We start from the raw sequence: 16,169 nt of genomic DNA on the forward strand, positions 1-16,169 counted from the left end.
GAAGTAATCTAATAAATTTTAGTTAAGTTTTAAAATAAGAAAAACTCATGAAAACCACTGAAATAGATGAAGGGTAGTTCTTAAACCCTAGCAAAGGTAAAGGCTACATGCTATAATTAGAACATGAAAAAAATTCTTGAAATTCAAAATTTAACATATAAATATGAAGAGGATAGTGACAAGCTAAATCTATCAGGTGTAAGCTTTGATGTTAATGAGGGAGAGTGGATTAGCATTATCGGACGTAACGGATCTGGTAAATCAACGACAGCCCGCTTGATAGATGGTCTGATGCCAGCTCTGTCTGGTACCATCAAGGTTGATGGAGAAGTTTTGACGGAAGCAAATGTTTGGGATCTTCGCCGCAAAATTGGTATGGTTTTTCAAAATCCTGACAATCAATTTGTTGGAGCTACTGTTGAAGACGATATTGCTTTTGGGATGGAAAATCAACAAATTGAGCGTGATGAGATGATTAAACGTGTTGATGATGTTCTTGAACTGGTGAATATGTCAGACTTCAAAGATCGTGAGCCAGCTAGCCTATCAGGTGGACAGAAGCAACGTGTTGCTATTGCGGGAGTTATAGCTCTTCGTCCGAAAATTATTATTTTAGATGAAGCAACAAGTATGCTTGATCCAAATGGTCGTAATAAGCTCATGAATGTTGTTAGAGAAATTAAAGATGAGTATGGTTTGACCGTTCTCTCAATAACGCATGACCTTGATGAAGCAGTTAATTCTGATCGTATAGTAGTCATGAAGGATGGAGAAGTTGTTCGTATTGCTACTCCTGATGAGATATTTGAAAGTGAAAATGACATGGTATCAATAGGACTTGATGTTCCATTTACTTCGAACCTTATGATAGATTTAAGAGCGAAGGGCTTTGATATCCCTGAAAAATATATGGATGAGGAAGGATTGGCTGATTATTTATGGCAATCGTATTTGAAAAAGTAGATTATGTGTACCAAATAAATACCCCTTTTGAGAATCAGGCTCTTTTCGATATTAATTTAGATATTGAAGATGGAAGTTACACAGCCCTTATAGGACATACAGGATCCGGTAAATCAACACTTTTGCAACACTTGAATGGATTAATTAAACCAACTCGTGGCAGCGTGAAAGTTTTTGATACAGTGATTACTAACGAAAGTAAAAATAAAGATATAAAACCAATTAGAAAAAGAGTAGGAGTCGTTTTCCAATTTCCTGAAGCTCAACTTTTTGAAGAAACTGTCCTTAAGGATGTAGCCTTTGGTCCACAAAATTTCGGAATTTCTAGTGTTGAAGCTGAAAAAATTGCTCGTGAAAAATTAGCTTTGGTTGATATTGATGAGGAATTATTTGAACGCTCACCATTTGAATTATCTGGAGGGCAAATGCGCCGTGTGGCAATAGCAGGGATCTTAGCTATGAATCCTGATGTATTAGTCCTTGATGAACCAACAGCAGGTCTTGATCCAAAAGCTAGAATTAAAATGATGGAATTATTTTATAGTCTTCACAAAAAAGATAATTTGACAACAGTCCTTGTAACTCATTTAATGGATGATGTGGCAGATTATGCAGATTATGCTTATGTTTTAGATAAGGGGCGCGTGGTGAAGTCAGGTGTTCCTAGTGATGTATTTCAAGATGTGGATTTTATGAAGAAAAATCAGCTTGGGGTTCCTAAGGCAACTGATTTTGCATTAAAGCTTATTGACAAAGGCGTAAATTTTGATCATCTTCCAATAACAAGAAAAGAGTTAGTTAATATATTGGAGGATAAGATTCATGGATAAAATAATTATGGGTCGATACATACCTGGTGATTCAATAATTCACAGGATGGATCCTCGAAGCAAGTTACTTGCAATGTTTGCTTTTGTATTTGTAATTTTTATGGCAACTGATCTAGTTGGATATGGAATTTTATTTGCCTACACTGTATTAGCAGTAGTTCTTTCAAAAATAAAAATTTCTTATTACTATACTGGTTTAAAACCAATGTTTGGATTAATTATTTTCACAGCTTTATTCCAAATATTATTTACCGCAAGTGGAGAAACTATCTTTAAATTCTGGATTATCAATATTACGACAGGTGCCCTAATGAATGCCCTCTATATGTCACTAAGGTTAATCTTGATAATAATTCTAAGTACAGTTCTTACGCTAACAACAGCACCATTAACACTCGCAGATGGTGTTGCTACTGGACTTGCACCACTAAAAAAAATAGGAGTTCCAGTTTACGATATTGGTCTGATGCTTTCAATAAGCCTACGTTTCATTCCTACATTGATGGATGATACAACAAGAATTATGAATGCTCAAAGATCAAGGGGGATGGATTTTGGAGAAGGAAACCTAATCCAAAAAATTAAAAGTGTTATTCCTATCCTAATTCCTTTGTTTGTTTCAAGTTTTAAGAGGGCGGATGATTTGGCAATTGCTATGGAAAGTCGAGGTTTCCAAGGTGGAGACAATAGAAGCAAGTACCGTATTTTAAAATGGCATTTTAGAGATACCGCTTTAATATTATCGATAGTTGTTTTGATAGCTATTTTGTTCATGTGGAATAGTTTTATAAAATAAAAAAGTATTTGATAAAAGAGGAGATATGATGACTACAAAAATGAATGCACAAGAAATTATTCAATTTATTGGAAATGCCGAAAAGAAGACACCTGTTAAAGTAACTTATAAAGGGAATTTAAAAGGTGATTTAAGTAAAGTACAAAATTTTGATTCAATTGTTAAAGATGGATTTGGAATTGTATTTGGTGATTGGGCATATGTAAAACCATTGCTTGAAAATCTAAAAGAAGATGAATATGTAATTGAAAATGATGCTCGTAATTCTGCTGTTCCTTTACTGGATAAAAAAGAAATTAATGCACGTATTGAACCAGGTGCAATTATTCGTGATCAAGTCGAAATTGGGGATAACGCAGTTATTATGATGGGTGCAGTTATCAATATTGGTGCTGAAATTGGTGCAGGGACAATGATTGATATGGGAGCTATTCTTGGCGGTCGAGCTATCGTAGGTAATAATAGTCATATTGGTGCAGGAGCTGTTCTTGCAGGCGTTATTGAGCCAGCTAGTGCAGAACCAGTTCGTGTTGGTGATAACGTTCTTGTGGGAGCTAATGCTGTAGTCATTGAAGGAGTTCAAATAGGTGATGGCGCAGTAGTAGCAGCAGGAGCAATCGTAACTGAAGATGTGCCAGAACGTGTTGTAGTTGCAGGGGTTCCAGCAAGAATTATTAAAGAAATTGATGAAAAGACTGAAGCGAAAACAGCATTAGAAGACGCTTTGAGAAACTTATAAAAATTAAAACTTCCTTGAATATTTATAATTAATAGTATTAATTTTAGGACATGGAGAATGCTATGTTAAGAAATCAAGAAATAGATGATTATATTGCCCAAAGTTCAGCAACAAAAGAGCAAAAAAAGTATTTTGAATTTGCTAAAAATAAAGTCCATGAAATTTGGCCGACAACTGTAGAAAAAATAAGTTATGCCATGCCAGCTTTTTACCCAGATGAAAAAGCAAAAGGAAGGCAGTTACTTATTTATCTCAGCTTGAATAAAAAATGGTTAGGTTTTTATCCTATGCCAGCGTTTATAAATGCAAATGAGCCTTTACTAAATGAACTGAATTTAAATTTCTCTAAGGGAGCAATTCAAATACCTTATGATACTAGTAAAGATATCTTAACAGATTTGCTAGAGAGAGCGATTGAGTTTAATGGTCGTAAATATTTAGAGGATAAGTAATATGATTGATTTAATAAAAACTAGAAGAGAACTCCATCAAATTCCAGAAATTGGTCTTGAAGAGTTTGAAACTCACAAGTATTTGATGGAAAAAATAGATAAGATTGCTGAAAAAAATGATTTTACCGAAATTCGAACATGGAATACTGGTATTTTGGTCATGCTTCATGGAAGTAATCCTGAGAAAACGATAGGCTGGAGAACTGATATTGACGGTCTACCTATTGTTGAAGAAACAGGTCTAGAGTTTAAGTCAGTCCATGATGGTCGAATGCATGCTTGTGGACATGATTGCCATATGACAATTGCCTTGGGCCTTCTTGATCAGTTATCTCTTGAGCAACCTAAGAACAATATGCTTTTCCTTTTTCAGCCAGCTGAGGAAAATGAAGCCGGTGGTATGCTTATGTATAAAGATGGAGCATTTGGTGACTGGCTTCCTGACGAATTCTATGGTCTTCATGTTAATCCAGATTTGCCGGTTGGTACCATTGCTTGTAACAATAATACCCTATTTGCAGGAACTTGTGAGATTGAGATAACTTTTAAGGGTCTTGGTGGACATGCTGCTTTCCCACACAATACACGTGATGCCCTTGTGGCAGCAGCAACATTTGTTACTCAGGTTCAAACGGTTGTTAGTAGAAATGTTAACCCTATTGAGGGAGCAGTAGTAACCATCGGAAGCTTTCATGCTGGAAATACGCATAATGTAATTTCAGAAGTAGCAACAGTTAAAGGAACCATCCGCACCCTAACAGCAGAGATGAATGAGTTGACTCAAAAACGAGTTCGTCAAATTGCTGAAGGTGTAGCAATGAGCTTTGATTTAGATGTTGAAGTTTCTTTGAATCAAAAAGGCTACTTGCCAGTTGAGAATAATCCAGAGTTAGCAGATAATTTGATGTCCTTCTTTAATGAAGAGGAGGAGGTGAATCTTTTAGATGTTCTTCCAAGTATGACAGGAGAAGACTTTGGATATCTCCTTCATCAAGTACCTGGAGTTATGTTCTGGCTTGGAATTGATAGTCCCTATGCACTTCATCACCCTAAAATGTCTCCAGATGAAAAAGCTCTGCCATTTGGAGTTAAAAATATTGCAAAATTTTTAAAGAGCAGAATTTAGAAAGTATATTATGAAAAAACCACATTATCGTTCATGGATCCCTAAAAGAAAAGTTGTTATTTTTCTTGCAGTAAGTTTATTTCTGCTACTATTACCTTTAATCTATGATTTTGGACAATTAGCAAATATTCTCATGATAATAGCAGCTGTTCCTGCTATTATCATGACTTTTAAACTTAGCTTGACATATAATGCATTCTCGCCTAGTGGTGGAAATTATCAAGATAAAATCTATGACCTTGCTGCTCAAGAGTTTGATCTTGAGGAAGGCAAGGCATTGGATGTTGGTACTTTAAGTGGTGCTCTTCCAATCAAATTAGCTAAGAAAAATCCCAAAATTACCATTGAAGGTGTAGATCACTGGCGTGATGATGCTCTTATCAAAAGAAGAGACAACAAAAAAAAGAAAAATAAAAAAAATCGTCAGCCATTACTTTTAGGTGATGAAGAATGTCGACAAAATGCTGAGGTTGAAGGAGTTAGCCTTAAACAAGTTAAATTCTCACGCGTTCATATTAACCGACTTCCATTTAAGGATGGTGCATTTGATGGCTTAACAAGTGTTCTTACATATCAACAAGCAGCCGGTGAAAAAAATGAAAATCTAGTTTACGAATCATTACGTACTCTACGTATCGGTGGTGAGTTTGTTCTAATTGATCAATTTAAAGATAAAAATGCTTTTGGAGATTTTGATAAATTCATTAAAAATATGGATGTTTCAGAAATTGAAATTATTCCTTTAGAAGAAAAAATTGATTTACCATGGATCTTAAAACTAAAAAGCAATTTAGGGAATGTTGTCATCCTTAAAGGTATAAAATAAAAAAATCTACTTCCTTTAACTGGGGAGTAGATTTTTTATTTCAGTCTGTAGGTAAGAGTTCCTTGTAGATATTAATTTTTTGATTTAAAAATTCAATATCCTCATTTAATTTTTTTCTATCATTTTCTAATTTTTCAAGTTGTGTATTTAGTAATTTTAATCTGTCAGGGACAGTAGAATCACCTATATAACGAAGTTCTGCATATAATTTCATATCAGATATCTTCATTCCAGTTTTTTTGAGTCGGATAGTAAATTCTATCCATTTTACATCACTATCATTATATATTCTACGATTTATATTATCTCTATGAGAAAAGATTAATTTTTCTTTCTCATAATACCGTAGAGTATCGACCGACAGTCCGGTAATATTTGAAAATTCTCCAATTAAATATCCCATAATTCACTCTTTCTACATCAATTTTTTATATTTTATCATAAAACTATTAATTATACTTGACATGGAGTTAACTCCAGCAGTTATTCTAGTTCTATAGAAAATTATTCTATAAACAATAATTCTTTAAAGGAGAAAGATATGAACGAAAATAATAGGTATATAAAAGGATTAGACAATTTGAGTAAAATTGATGGTGAGCAGGGTCAATTAGTTATTGATTCATTATCTGGAATAGCTGAAGACATAGGGATGTATATTATAGAATTTGCATTTGGTGATATTTATGATAGAAAGACTCTTGATTTGAAACAAAGGGAGATGATTACGATTACAAGTCTTTTGAGCCAAGGCGGAACAGAAAATCAGCTACGTGTGCATATAAATGGTTCATTAAATGTTGGATTATCAAAAGAAGAGATTATCGAAATATTTATTCAATGTATTCCCTATGTTGGGTTTCCAAGGGTATTAAATGCAACTAGTATAGCTTTAGAGATATTTGCTGGAAAATAAAAAAATCTACTTCCTTTAATTTGGGAGTAGATTTTCCATTTATACTATGATAATTTTTTGAAACTTCTTACTGTCACTAATATTGTAGGTATTAAGACCAATATACTTCCTATCCAAGCTGCTGGATTGGAAGCTACAACAATTGTGTAGCTCATCCTATGAACACCATATATAGCAACACCAGCCCTCATAAATAACTCCATAAATCCTGCTAATGTCGGGATTTTACTATTTCCAAGGCCTTGAATTGTACCCCGAGTAGAGAATAAAATTGCTAAAAGCCAGTAAAAGGCGCCGTTAATAATATAGTATTGTTTAGCCATATTAATTACAGCAGTTTCACTTGGTGATATAAAAACAGTTGTGACTTGGTGGTTAAAAGTGATTAATAAAATGGCATAAATAATTCCCCAGACTACTGAAATTAAGGTAGCTTGTTTCAAACCAGAGATTATCCGTTTATATTTTTGGGCACCGTAGTTTTGCGCAGCAAACGTCGACATAGCAAGTCCAATTGAAATCATAGGAAGCATTGCAAACTGGTCAACTTTACTTACTATTGATTGTGTGGCCACTGCATTGGTCCCTAAGGTGTTTAAGGCAATCTGGAGGGTAATGCTCCCAATAGCAATAATACTTGACTGAAAGCCCATTGGAAGGCTCAGACGAGCATGCTCTTTAAATTCATTTTTATCAAACTTAAGATACTCTGTAGGGAAATGTAGCTCAGGAACTTTTTGCGATATATGGTAAGCCAAGTAGCAGACGGAAATTGCTTGAGCAGCGACTGTCGCAATACTAGCACCTGCTATCCCCCATCCAAGACCCAAAATTGCGGTATATTCTAATATAATATTTGCAATGCTTGAAATAACTAAGGCATATAGAGGAGTTTTTGAGTCCCCAAGCGCTCTTAAGGCGTTTGATAGAAAGTTAAATAAGTTGGCGAAAATCATCCCACCAAGCATGAAAGTCATAAAAGTTTTTGCACCCTCAAATATTTCATCAGGAGTCTGCATCATTTTAAGAAGTGGTCCAATAAAAATTACAGATAGGATACTTAAAATTAAAGAGGCAATTACCGTAAATACAAGACCAGTAGCAAAAGACTTTTTGACATCCTGAAAATGCTTTGCACCAAAACGTTGAGCAGTTACAATAGTTAACCCACTTGTCAATCCTTGAGCAAATCCTACAATTAAAAAGTTAACTGCACCTGTGGCACCAACACTGGCTAATGCTAGTTTACCAAGAGTCTGACCAACGATAATTGTGTCGGTAGTATGATATAATATCTGAAAAAAATTTCCCAATAAAAGAGGTAAGGTAAATAAAATCAGTCCTTTAGAAATACTTCCTTTTGTTAAATCATTCATTTAATCGTTTCTCCTTTCGCATATTATACAGATAGTTTTAAAATACTTAATGAATTCATTAAGTATTTTATTGTTTATGTTTATTAACACTGATGGTGGGTAAACTGTTAACCATGTAGTAAAATTTTTAAATTATATGTGTCTTTCAATAGCATTTTATAACAGCAAAATGGACCAACCGAGGTCAGTCCATTTTTACTACTTAATTAAAATTAAGCTTTTGTTACGTTAACCGCTTGAGGTCCGCGTTGTCCGTCTTCAACGTCGAATTCAACTGCTTGACCTTCTTCAAGAGTTTTGAATCCATCAGTTTGGATAGCAGAGAAATGTACGAATACATCTTTCCCATCTTCAGCTGTGATGAAACCAAAACCTTTTTCTGGGTTAAACCATTTAACAGTACCTTGTGCCATGTGAACACACTCCTAAAAATTTATTTGTATCTCTTTAGCCTTAAAAGTGTGTAACATTGGATCTTTTTACAGAATGCAACAAGCACCGATTTAATTCTTAAATAAAATACAAATTTAGTGTATCATATATAATATGAAAAGGAAAGCAATAACTAGAGAAAATATGCAAAAAGCTCTGAAAAGTCAAAAAAATTCAGAAAAGTCTTTACAAGAATCTTACTTAAATAAAAGATTTCTTGAAAATCAACAAGTAAAAGATAGCAATGTCATCGCTTTGTTTATGTCCATGCCTTTTGAATTTGATACTACCCATATTAGAAAGCAATTATTAGAGCAAAATAAGATAATCGTGATTCCAAAGGTAATCGGTAAAGGACTAATGAAATTTTATCCATACGATGAAAAGAGATTAGAATTGTCAAAGTTTGGGATTTTGGAGCCAGTAGATTTAGAACCAATGATACCAGATTTAATTCTTGTACCAGGCTTAGCATTTGATAGGGAAGGATATCGAATAGGCTATGGTGGAGGATTCTACGATCGATATTTAGAAAATTATTATGGGGAGACCATAAGTCTCGCCTTTGACTTTCAAAAACAAGATTTCCAAGTAGAAGATTTTGACATGAAGGTAAAAAAAATCTATTTTTATAGTAGAAAAGAGGAAAAATGACAAATTTAAAAAAATATTTTAATCCTAATCACAAGGTGACTTATATCATCACGGCTATTACAACGCTTGTTTTTGTATACATGTTGATTGTCTATGGTCCTGATGGTATGACATCACCAGTTGCATTAATAAAATCAGGCGCTCTGTGGGGAGGGGTAATAAGCTCACCTTTTGATTTATGGCGTCTTATAACCCCGATATTTGTTCATATTGGTTTCGCGCATTTTTTCTTTAATATTTTCGCAATATATTTTATTGGTGCACAGGTTGAAGAAATATTTGGATCATTTCGTTTCTTCATTCTTTATATGTTTTCTGGTATATTTGCAAATGCCATGTCATTGTATTTTAGCCCGGAAACAATATCTGCTGGAGCATCAACATCAATTTTTGGAATGTTTGCGGGAGTTGTAGCTCTTGGATACATATCTAATAATTCAGCATTTAAGGAAGTAGCAAAAGGATATCTAGCTTTGATAATATTTAACTTAGTTTCAAACTTATTCGAAGTAAATGTAAGTCTACTAGGTCACATAGGAGGAATAATAGGAGGAATACTACTCGCTTTTGCAATTCCATATAATTATCCAGGAATGAGAAACCCGAAAGGAGTTCGTTTTGCTGCTCTAGTAATCTATTCAGCTCTTCTAATATTCTTTTGTGTATTTTCAGTTTATAGATAAAATAGACATTAATACAGCCTGTCAATGTATTTAGGCTGTTTTTTTGTGTTTTTTAACAACATGTTTATTAAAATAGTACAAGTTTTATGAAAACGCTTGAAAACCTATAGTTATCAGCTAGCTGTGGTATATACCAATTTTGCTAATTTTAGAAAGTGTTATTTTATTATTTGAGTAAAAAGCTTTTAATTACTTGGATAAAAGCTTTTATATTATTATCCATAAATCACTAAAAAATTATTTTATGATTCCGTAAGCGTTTGCACTTTCTGTATTCTGTGATATGATAAGTGTAGATGAAAAACGCATCTGAAAAATGGTTTGGAAAATAGGAAAGGAGAATAATTCATATATGGATGACGCACAACTTGAAATCATCATGCCACTTATTATGTATGGTGGTGAAGCGAAGTCTAATGCAATCGAAGCTATAGCAGCAGCTAAAGTAGGGGACTTCGATAAGGCACAGGAAAAGCTTGACGCAGCTGGTAAAGCGATTGTGGAAGCACACCACGGGCAAACTGATCTTTTAACTAAGGCAGCAAATGGTGAAGAAGTACCGCTAAATATTTATATGGTTCATGCACAGGACCACCTAATGACAGGAATCGCCTTTGTAGATTTGGCAAAAGAAATTGTTGAACTCTACAAGGTTATTAATTAATAATTTTATTTAAGGAGAACTTTTTATGAACAAACTACTTGCGTGGATGGAAAAACATCTGGTTCCATTCGCAGCGAAAATTGGGAGTCAAAAACATTTAGTTGCACTCCGTGATGCATTCATTGGTACAATGCCAGCTACAATGGCAGGTTCTGTTGCATTAATGATTAACGCTATTATTCGTGATCTTCCAGCAATGCTTATTAAAGGATATGATGTCGCAAATGTTCCTGTACTACGCGATATTGTTGGTATCAATGGTTTTGTGTGGCAAGGAACACTTGCAATTGCAGGGGTAATCTTCGCTTATACTTGGGGTTATAATCTTGCTAAAGCATACAAGGTTAATGCTGCAGCTGGAGGTGTAGTTGGTCTTGCAACTTTATTCCAGGGAGTAGCATTTTCAGCATCTACAGCGATTAATGTACCTAAAGGTGAACTCGGACAAAAAGCGTTAGATTTGATAACTGCAGCAGGTTCAACAGTTTCGGTATCTGATGTTAAAGACCCAGTGACTGGTGCGATTTCTCAATTTGATACAATTACTACTGGTGCATGGGGTTGGTTAAAACTCGCTCACCTTGGAGGTAATGCTTACTTTACAGTAATGATTTTGGGAGCAATTTCAGTAATTATTTACAGTAAACTTATGCTTAAAAATATTACTATCAAACTTCCTGACTCAGTTCCACCAGCAATCTCGAAAGCGTTTGCTGCTATCATTCCGGCTACTGTAGCTTTATATGTAATAGCAATTATTAATTACGTGGTTGGTAAAGTATCAGGTGGTCAACTATTAATCGATTTAATTCAAAAATATATCGCTGAACCATTTATGGGTGCGACTCAAAGTCTATTTGCAGTTCTTATCATCGGTATTTTTATTCAAGTATTATGGTTCTTTGGATTACATGGTCCAAATATTATGGCACCAATCTTGGAAGGTATCTATGGTCAAGCACAATTAGTTAACCAAAACATCTACCAAGCAGGATACAACGGTCTTAAAGGTGCTGACGCAGTTAAAGAAGCAGTTAAAGATGGTAAAGCGTATAACTGGGTTCGTGGTTCGTTTGATGCTTATGCATGGTTCGGTGGTTCAGGTGGAACATTAGTACTTATCGTTGCAATTATACTGTTCTCTAAACGTGAAGACTACCGTGCAGTTGGTAAACTTTCACTAGGACCTGGTATTTTCAATATCAATGAACCAGTTATGTTCGGTCTTCCAATCGTACTTAATCCAATTCTTGTAATTCCGTTTGTTTTAGCTCCAACTGCATCACTTGCAATTGGATGGTTGGCAACTAATGCAGGACTTGTAAATCCAGTTACTCAAGCACCAACATGGGTTACACCTCCATTCTTGCTATCATTTATGGCTACATTTGACTGGCGTGCGCCAATCGTTACACTTGTCTGTGTAATTGTATCATTCTTTATTTGGGCACCATTTGTTATTGCAGCAAACAAAGTAGAAATTCCAGAAGATTAATATCTTTCTTAAATAATTATGGGACTAGCTTGAGCTAGTCCTTTATAATTAAACTATCAAAAAAGTAATAATTGAGATATAATCTATTTATAGATTATAATAAAGGTGGAAATTATGTATTCTTGGGGATTATTTGTAGTAAGTCTTGCATTATTAGCATTTATGTATCAAAGATGGTTAATTGCGTTTGTATTATTTATTTTTGGTGGTAGTATACTTGTAAAAGCAAGAAAAAACGGAGAAAAATATGGAAATAAAAAAGACAATTAAAGTTCCACAAAGTTTTATTTTCAATAAAATTATTGAATCTGGCCTATATGATGTTGAAAAACAAACAGGTCGTAGACCATCGCTCAAGGAATTGAATGATTTTGAATATATTAAGAAATTTGCACAAAATAGAACTGGTCGTATCAAATTTGATCAAGTAATAAAACCAGAAGTTTATGCATTTTCTACTTATACAGATAAAGTAGCTTACCATACTCGTTGGGAATTGAAACCAAATTCCGATGGGACAACAGAAGTTATAGTTAGTGAAAAACAAGATTCAAATGGACTGTTTCAGAAAGCCAATGATATGGTACTTGGTTTAACAGTAGGATGGTTGAAAAAAAGACAAATTTCTGCAATTATTGATAACATCAATAAGTCATACAACGGACAGTAAAACAAAGGGATATTTTAATAAATATTAGATAGTATAAACGATAGAGTTTATACTATTTTATTTTTTACAAGTTTGATATAATTAAAAGCATAATTTATTAGGAGAAGTGATGTGAATAGAAAATTAATAAAAAAAGAAGCCAAGGATTTTATTGGACAAAATCTAAAATATAGTATTAGTCTATGGTCACTAACAATTGTGCTTTCATTTATAAGTGGAACAATTGGATATAAAATTGATGACTATATTGATGGTGATATACCAGTGATTCTTAGTATCTTATCAGTCTTAGTAGCCATTGCTGTTTTTATTACTAGAAGTAGTGCAAATTACGTAACCTTAGATAATTTAAGACTTGGTCGTCCAACAGGTAAAGCATTTCAACAACAATCTGAAATTTTAAGTAATCAATATTTTTGGCCAAATGTTGGGATTTCTCTTATAGTTGGAATTTATACAGTACTTTGGGGATTCCTTTTTGCAATGTGTATTTTAGTTTTATCTTCTCTGAGTGGCCCTAATATACCAGATTGGCTTACTATAACTTTGATTGTTATCTTTGCTATTGGCGGTGGAATTTTTTATACATCAAAAGTTATCTCATATGTACAAGCAACAAATGTATACAAAGACGCAATTGATAGCGGTATTAAACTTTCATGGAGGCAGGCTATTAAAAGAAGTCAAGTTCTTATGTATGGCAGAAAGCTAGATTATGTAATTTTTAATCTTAGTTTTGTACTTTGGGGACTCCTTGTGATAGTTACACTTGGATTAGCATCTTTTTATGTTCTTCCATATATGCAAACAGCAAGTCAAAATTATTATATAAAATTAAGAGAAGAAAAATTGACAGCTGGATTATAATTAATAAATAATATTGGAAAAGTGAAGATTAATCTATTCTGAAAAGATGGTTGAGTCTCACTTTCTTTTTTTTGTTATAATTAGGAAGCAAAATCGTATTTAGTATTGGAGAATAAAAATGAAAATTCGTGGATTTGAAGTAATCTCATCTTTTGCTGATAAAAATATAAACTTGCCTGAACGTTCAACTGAGCATTCGGCAGGTTATGACATAGAAGCATCAGAAAACACTGTATTAAAACCCGGGGAAATTAAACTTATACCAACTGGATTAAAAGCCTATATGCAGGCAGGAGAAGTGCTCTATCTTTTTGATAGAAGCAGTAACCCACGTAAAAAGGGACTTGTTTTAATCAACTCCGTAGGTGTAATAGACGGAGATTATTATAATAATCCTAGTAATGAAGGGGCTATATTTGCTCAAATGAAGAACATTAGTGACGAGGACGTGTTAGTTGAAAAAGGAGAACGAGTAGTTCAAGGTGTATTTATGCCATTTTTAGTTGCGGATGGAGATAATGCCCAAGGAGAACGTACAGGTGGTTTTGGAAGTACTGGAAAATAACAATGAAGGAAATTCCTGAATTTTTAATTTTTAACACTACACATCCAGAATCTTATTTATTAAAAGACTTACGAAAAAAGAATGAAGCAGTGAGTATTGCTAAATTTGAAGGTAAGGGACTTCTTTATCGTTCTCAAAAAGTAAATCTACCTTTCGAGATTATTAGAAAGACAAGGACATTATCAGGAAGTTTAGAAACTTTCCTTGACGATAGTAATAATAACAATATACGGACTTATAATGAACTAAGTAAAGCTGAAAAGTTGGAGTTTTGGAGCTATCATTATAAACTATACAGGAAGACACATGAAGTTAATCCAGTAGCTAATTTTGACATTGAAAAATGGGAATCAATAGTTGAAGATGAATATTTTCTTCCAGATTTATCCTCTGTGCTTTATGATAATGGTAATATTTTTGGCGTTTTGATTTCATACAAATCTAATGACGCTAACAGCATAGAAGTGGGATACTTATATGCTGAAAAAATAGATGGTTTGAAAATTCTCTTAAACAATCTAGCTTTAAAAGCTAATACCATAGGGATTGAAAGCTTTAAAGATTTTGAAGTGGACAGTACTTATCCGTTATTGTGGGGGTTATTCAAAAAAAAGAGTGTAAAAGATAGTGAAGAGGTCCTGATAACTTATCGCATTTTGTAATTTAGAAAGAGGGATAACTTGGCAAAAAAAGCAAAATCAACATTCATTTGTCAAAATTGTGGTTATCATTCACCGAAATATTTAGGACGTTGTCCTAACTGTGGTGAATGGAATAGTTTTTTAGAAGAGATTGAAGCAGAGCCGATTAAGAATGCACGTGTTAGTTTAACAGGTGAAAAATCTCGTCCGATGAAGCTTGATGAAGTAGAGACGCAACATACATTACGTGTAGAGACTGATTTAGATGAATTTAATAGAGTTTTAGGTGGTGGAGTTGTACCAGGAAGCTTGGTTCTTATCGGTGGAGACCCAGGGATTGGTAAGTCAACACTTTTACTTCAGGTTTCAACACAACTTGCCAATCGCGGTAGAGTCTTATATGTATCTGGAGAAGAAAGCGCACAACAAATAAAACTAAGGGCAGAGCGACTTGGTGATATCAATAGTGATTTTTATCTCTATGCAGAAACGAATATGGTCAACATACGTGCTGAAATTGAAAGGATGCAGCCCAATTTTGTAATTATCGACTCTATACAAACAATTATGTCACCAGAAATAAGTAGTGTTCAAGGGAGTGTAAGCCAGATTAAAGAAGTTACTGCCGAACTGATGCAGTTAGCTAAAATGAATAATATTGCAATTTTTATTGTTGGTCATGTTACTAAAGAAGGTAACTTAGCAGGACCAAGAATGCTTGAACATATGGTTGACACCGTACTTTATTTTGAAGGAGAAAGACAGCATACTTTTAGAATTCTTAGAGCAGTAAAAAATAGATTTGGTTCAACTAATGAAATTGGTATTTTTGAGATGCAATCAGTTGGTTTAGTTGAAGTGACCAATCCATCAGAAGTCTTTTTGGAAGAGCGTCTTGCTGGTGCAACTGGATCAGCAATTGTTGTATCAATGGAAGGTACTAGACCAATATTAGTTGAAATTCAAGCCTTAGTTACACCGACTGTATTTGGAAATGCTAAACGAACAACAACTGGTCTAGACTTTAATAGAGTTAGCCTGATTATGGCGGTTCTTGAGAAGAGGGCGGGACTATTACTACAAAACCAAGATGCTTATCTTAAGTCGGCTGGTGGTGTAAAGCTTGATGAACCAGCTATTGACCTTGCTGTGGCAGTAGCTATTGCTTCAAGTTATAAGGAAGAACCAACTTCAGCAGATGCAGCATTCATTGGTGAAATTGGTTTAACAGGAGAAATTCGAAGAGTAAACAGAATTGAAAGTCGTATAAATGAAGCGGCTAAACTTGGCTTTAAAAAAATCTATGTACCTAAAAATTCTTTAACGGGATTAAAAGTTCCTAATACAATTCAAGTTGTGGGAGTTACCACATTAACAGAAGTTCTTGGTAAAGTATTTGGTTAAATAAATTAAAAGAATCAGATTTTATTGTCTGATTCTTTTAATTTATTTTTAAGAATTTTATTTTATAATT

The 16,169-nt window shown here is 33.9% G+C and carries 21 protein-coding genes; 18 read left to right on the top strand and 3 right to left on the bottom strand.

All coding sequences use genetic code 11. The features are described from left to right. The first annotated feature begins 123 nt into the window (after positions 1-123). The 7 genes from BG261_RS07085 to BG261_RS07115 all read left to right on the top strand — a co-directional run bounded on the left by BG261_RS07085 (position 124) and on the right by BG261_RS07115 (position 5,732). On the top strand, positions 124-963 hold the full coding sequence (locus BG261_RS07085) for an energy-coupling factor ABC transporter ATP-binding protein (RefSeq protein WP_070792638.1): 840 nt from the start codon (positions 124-126) through the stop codon (positions 961-963). Beyond that, on the top strand, positions 939-1,793 hold the full coding sequence (locus tag BG261_RS07090; protein WP_070792640.1) for an energy-coupling factor ABC transporter ATP-binding protein: 855 nt from the start codon (positions 939-941) through the stop codon (positions 1,791-1,793). Before BG261_RS07085 ends, BG261_RS07090 begins: the two co-directional genes overlap by 25 nt. Beyond that, a complete protein-coding gene (locus BG261_RS07095) occupies positions 1,786-2,589 on the top strand; it encodes an energy-coupling factor transporter transmembrane component T family protein (protein WP_070792643.1) in 804 nt (267 codons plus the stop codon). Before BG261_RS07090 ends, BG261_RS07095 begins: the two co-directional genes overlap by 8 nt. Positions 2,590-2,614: 25 nt before the next feature. Continuing rightward, entirely contained in the window at positions 2,615-3,328 is a 714-nt protein-coding gene (gene dapD / locus BG261_RS07100) for a 2,3,4,5-tetrahydropyridine-2,6-dicarboxylate N-acetyltransferase (RefSeq protein WP_070792645.1), read from the top strand. Positions 3,329-3,390: 62 nt separating this feature from the next. Next, positions 3,391-3,780 (top strand): iron chaperone, encoded by a 390-nt coding sequence (locus BG261_RS07105; protein WP_083318296.1) that lies wholly within the window; start codon positions 3,391-3,393, stop codon positions 3,778-3,780. 1 nt (position 3,781) lies between these two features. Then, positions 3,782-4,906 (top strand): N-acetyldiaminopimelate deacetylase, encoded by a 1,125-nt coding sequence (locus BG261_RS07110; RefSeq protein ID WP_070792647.1) that lies wholly within the window; start codon positions 3,782-3,784, stop codon positions 4,904-4,906. A 10-nt stretch (positions 4,907-4,916) separates the two neighbouring features. Then, complete coding sequence (locus BG261_RS07115) at positions 4,917-5,732, top strand: methyltransferase domain-containing protein (RefSeq protein WP_070792650.1); 816 nt, start codon at positions 4,917-4,919, stop codon at positions 5,730-5,732. Positions 5,733-5,772: 40 nt separating this feature from the next. Here BG261_RS07115 and BG261_RS07120 read toward each other — a convergent pair whose 3' ends face one another. Continuing rightward, on the bottom strand, positions 5,773-6,135 hold the full coding sequence (locus BG261_RS07120) for a MerR family transcriptional regulator (protein ID WP_070792652.1): 363 nt from the start codon (positions 6,133-6,135) through the stop codon (positions 5,773-5,775). 138 nt (positions 6,136-6,273) lie between these two features. Between BG261_RS07120 and BG261_RS07125 the strand changes: the two genes are divergently transcribed. After that, complete coding sequence (locus BG261_RS07125) at positions 6,274-6,648, top strand: carboxymuconolactone decarboxylase family protein (protein ID WP_070792654.1); 375 nt, start codon at positions 6,274-6,276, stop codon at positions 6,646-6,648. Between the two features lie 44 nt (positions 6,649-6,692). On the opposite strand, the gene BG261_RS07130 is transcribed toward BG261_RS07125, so the two are convergent. Then, complete coding sequence (locus BG261_RS07130; RefSeq protein ID WP_070792656.1) at positions 6,693-8,024, bottom strand: MATE family efflux transporter; 1,332 nt, start codon at positions 8,022-8,024, stop codon at positions 6,693-6,695. 212 nt (positions 8,025-8,236) lie between these two features. Next, positions 8,237-8,437 carry a cold-shock protein gene (locus BG261_RS07135; protein WP_070787541.1) on the bottom strand — a complete coding sequence of 67 codons (201 nt, stop codon included), beginning with the start codon at positions 8,435-8,437 and terminating at the stop codon, positions 8,237-8,239. Positions 8,438-8,570: 133 nt separating this feature from the next. Between BG261_RS07135 and BG261_RS07140 the strand changes: the two genes are divergently transcribed. The 10 genes from BG261_RS07140 (at position 8,571) to radA (ending at position 16,099) form a co-directional block, all read left to right on the top strand. Beyond that, the gene (locus tag BG261_RS07140) at positions 8,571-9,110 is read left to right on the top strand and encodes a 5-formyltetrahydrofolate cyclo-ligase (RefSeq protein WP_070792658.1); all 540 of its coding nucleotides are present in this window, start codon (positions 8,571-8,573) and stop codon (positions 9,108-9,110) included. After that, on the top strand, positions 9,107-9,793 hold the full coding sequence (locus tag BG261_RS07145; protein WP_070792660.1) for a rhomboid family intramembrane serine protease: 687 nt from the start codon (positions 9,107-9,109) through the stop codon (positions 9,791-9,793). The genes BG261_RS07140 and BG261_RS07145 overlap by 4 nt, the downstream gene beginning before the upstream one ends. A gap of 352 nt (positions 9,794-10,145) precedes the next feature. Beyond that, positions 10,146-10,457, top strand: a complete 312-nt coding sequence (locus BG261_RS07150) for a PTS lactose/cellobiose transporter subunit IIA (RefSeq protein ID WP_070787544.1) — start codon at positions 10,146-10,148, stop codon at positions 10,455-10,457. Between the two features lie 163 nt (positions 10,458-10,620). Then, positions 10,621-11,952 carry a PTS sugar transporter subunit IIC gene (locus tag BG261_RS07155; RefSeq protein ID WP_414653947.1) on the top strand — a complete coding sequence of 444 codons (1,332 nt, stop codon included), beginning with the start codon at positions 10,621-10,623 and terminating at the stop codon, positions 11,950-11,952. A 114-nt stretch (positions 11,953-12,066) separates the two neighbouring features. Next, entirely contained in the window at positions 12,067-12,222 is a 156-nt protein-coding gene (locus tag BG261_RS11495; RefSeq protein WP_158007187.1) for a hypothetical protein, read from the top strand. After that, positions 12,200-12,622: a DUF3284 domain-containing protein gene (locus BG261_RS07160; protein WP_070792665.1), complete on the top strand. Its 423-nt coding sequence runs from the start codon at positions 12,200-12,202 to the stop codon at positions 12,620-12,622. Before BG261_RS11495 ends, BG261_RS07160 begins: the two co-directional genes overlap by 23 nt. A 111-nt stretch (positions 12,623-12,733) precedes the next feature. After that, entirely contained in the window at positions 12,734-13,489 is a 756-nt protein-coding gene (locus tag BG261_RS07165; protein ID WP_070792667.1) for a DUF975 family protein, read from the top strand. Positions 13,490-13,607: 118 nt separating this feature from the next. Then, entirely contained in the window at positions 13,608-14,054 is a 447-nt protein-coding gene (locus tag BG261_RS07170) for a dUTP diphosphatase (protein ID WP_070792669.1), read from the top strand. Positions 14,055-14,056: 2 nt separating this feature from the next. After that, entirely contained in the window at positions 14,057-14,716 is a 660-nt protein-coding gene (locus BG261_RS07175; RefSeq protein ID WP_070792673.1) for a hypothetical protein, read from the top strand. Positions 14,717-14,734: 18 nt separating this feature from the next. After that, positions 14,735-16,099, top strand: a complete 1,365-nt coding sequence (radA, locus tag BG261_RS07180) for a DNA repair protein RadA (RefSeq protein ID WP_070792674.1) — start codon at positions 14,735-14,737, stop codon at positions 16,097-16,099. Positions 16,100-16,169 lie beyond the last annotated feature (70 nt).

The organism is Floricoccus tropicus, assembly GCF_001832905.1.
Taxonomy (GTDB): Bacteria; Bacillota; Bacilli; order Lactobacillales; family Streptococcaceae; genus Floricoccus; species Floricoccus tropicus.

Coding starts and splice junctions, on each gene's coding strand:
- BG261_RS07175 (WP_070792673.1), top strand. CDS start 14,057: ATGAAGGAAATTCCTGAATTTTTAATTTTTAACACTACACATCCAGAA.
- BG261_RS07150 (WP_070787544.1), top strand. CDS start 10,146: ATGGATGACGCACAACTTGAAATCATCATGCCACTTATTATGTATGGT.
- BG261_RS11495 (WP_158007187.1), top strand. CDS start 12,067: ATGTATTCTTGGGGATTATTTGTAGTAAGTCTTGCATTATTAGCATTT.
- BG261_RS07135 (WP_070787541.1), bottom strand. CDS start 8,437: ATGGCACAAGGTACTGTTAAATGGTTTAACCCAGAAAAAGGTTTTGGT.
- BG261_RS07090 (WP_070792640.1), top strand. CDS start 939: ATGGCAATCGTATTTGAAAAAGTAGATTATGTGTACCAAATAAATACC.
- BG261_RS07085 (WP_070792638.1), top strand. CDS start 124: ATGAAAAAAATTCTTGAAATTCAAAATTTAACATATAAATATGAAGAG.
- dapD (WP_070792645.1), top strand. CDS start 2,615: ATGATGACTACAAAAATGAATGCACAAGAAATTATTCAATTTATTGGA.
- BG261_RS07110 (WP_070792647.1), top strand. CDS start 3,782: ATGATTGATTTAATAAAAACTAGAAGAGAACTCCATCAAATTCCAGAA.
- BG261_RS07095 (WP_070792643.1), top strand. CDS start 1,786: ATGGATAAAATAATTATGGGTCGATACATACCTGGTGATTCAATAATT.
- BG261_RS07115 (WP_070792650.1), top strand. CDS start 4,917: ATGAAAAAACCACATTATCGTTCATGGATCCCTAAAAGAAAAGTTGTT.
- BG261_RS07120 (WP_070792652.1), bottom strand. CDS start 6,135: ATGGGATATTTAATTGGAGAATTTTCAAATATTACCGGACTGTCGGTC.
- BG261_RS07170 (WP_070792669.1), top strand. CDS start 13,608: ATGAAAATTCGTGGATTTGAAGTAATCTCATCTTTTGCTGATAAAAAT.
- BG261_RS07155 (WP_414653947.1), top strand. CDS start 10,621: ATGATTAACGCTATTATTCGTGATCTTCCAGCAATGCTTATTAAAGGA.
- BG261_RS07105 (WP_083318296.1), top strand. CDS start 3,391: ATGTTAAGAAATCAAGAAATAGATGATTATATTGCCCAAAGTTCAGCA.
- BG261_RS07160 (WP_070792665.1), top strand. CDS start 12,200: ATGGAAATAAAAAAGACAATTAAAGTTCCACAAAGTTTTATTTTCAAT.
- BG261_RS07130 (WP_070792656.1), bottom strand. CDS start 8,024: ATGAATGATTTAACAAAAGGAAGTATTTCTAAAGGACTGATTTTATTT.
- BG261_RS07140 (WP_070792658.1), top strand. CDS start 8,571: ATGAAAAGGAAAGCAATAACTAGAGAAAATATGCAAAAAGCTCTGAAA.
- BG261_RS07125 (WP_070792654.1), top strand. CDS start 6,274: ATGAACGAAAATAATAGGTATATAAAAGGATTAGACAATTTGAGTAAA.
- BG261_RS07145 (WP_070792660.1), top strand. CDS start 9,107: ATGACAAATTTAAAAAAATATTTTAATCCTAATCACAAGGTGACTTAT.